General features: G+C 81.7%; 2 pseudogenes. One reads left to right on the top strand and one right to left on the bottom strand.

Annotated elements, in window-relative coordinates:
* Positions 1 to 706 (bottom strand): annotated as a pseudogene (locus MILUP08_RS36640) (hypothetical protein); the annotation flags it as partial.
* A 55-nt stretch (positions 707 to 761) separates the two neighbouring features.
* Between MILUP08_RS36640 and MILUP08_RS36635 the strand changes: the two are divergent.
* Positions 762 to 1,186 (top strand): annotated as a pseudogene (locus MILUP08_RS36635) (hypothetical protein); the annotation flags it as partial.

The following is a 1,186-nucleotide window of genomic DNA, read 5'->3' as shown; positions in this document are numbered from 1 at the left end:
AGCCGTCGGGACGGGCGGCACCCCGCTCGGGCATGCCGGCGCCGGGACGGGGTGGACCGTCGGGAGCACGGCGATCGGCGCCGGAGACCGGCGCGTCGCCGGGCCCGAGGCGGGCCCGGCCGCCGGGCGGGGCGGAGCGACCGCCCCGGACGGGCGCGGGTCGTCCGCCGGCTGCGGGACCGGCGTACGGGTCGTCGCCGCGGTCGTCCGCCGGGCCGGGACGCCCGGGGGGTCCGTCGGGGGCGGACTCGGCCGGCGGGCGGCGGCGTCGGTTGATCGGATCTGCGGCGGTTCCCGGAGCGGCTCGACGGCCGACGGGACGCTCACCGGTGACCGGCGAGTGGGAACCGGGACCGCTCGGCTGCTCTCCGGTGACGTCCGGCGCACCGGGTCGGGCGGCCCGGCGGCCGGTGGGAGCGTCCGCGCCGGGGTCGGCCGGTGGCCCGACGGGACGGCGGCCGACAGGGCGTTCCGCGGCCGGATCGGGTACGGCCAGGGGGCCACCGGAGCGATCGGTCAGATCACCGGCGGGCGGCGGACCGGAGCGGCGACCGGCGGGCCGATTCGCGGTCGGCGTCTGCGGATCGCCACCTCGCCGGTTGACCACCGGCAGGCCGGGGTCGGTGTGCGGCAGCCGGCCGGCCTGACGCAGCCAGTCGGCCGGCCGCTCCGGGCGGTCGCCCCGCGGCTCACCGCTGGTCGGCACGCGCCGGCCCTGGTCGTCGGGGACCGCGCGGCGGCGGCCGGTGCCGTCGGTGGACGTGACGCTGGCTGACCCTGCGCTGGCGGACCCGGCGCTGGCGGGTCCGGCGCTGGCGGACCCGACGCTGGTGGGCCCGGCGCCGGCGGGTCCGGCGCTGGTGGCCCTTGCGCTGGTGGGCCCGGCGCCGGTGGCTGCGGCGGTGGACGTGGTGGACGCCTCGGGCATCGGTGGGGCATTGCCCGAGCGGGGCACCACCGGCCCGTCCGGCTCGGCGGCACGGCGGCGACCACCCCCGGTCGGGGTGGGGCCCACGGGCTCCGGCGCTCCCGGGTCGACCGGGCCGGGACGACGTCGGGCCGTGCGCGGGTCACTGTCGATCGCGGGGTCGGTTCGCAGCCCGTCGGCAACCTGCGGCGCGACGCCGACCGGCGGCCCGCCGAACGGGGTCGGCCCGGTCGCGGCGGGTCGCGCCGGATCAGGCAC

Origin of the sequence: Micromonospora lupini str. Lupac 08, assembly GCF_000297395.2 — a bacterium.
In the GTDB taxonomy this organism is placed as follows: Bacteria; Actinomycetota; Actinomycetes; order Mycobacteriales; family Micromonosporaceae; genus Micromonospora; species Micromonospora lupini.
Note: the sequence above shows the minus strand (reverse complement) of the source record. Positions and strands in the feature narration are given on the sequence as shown.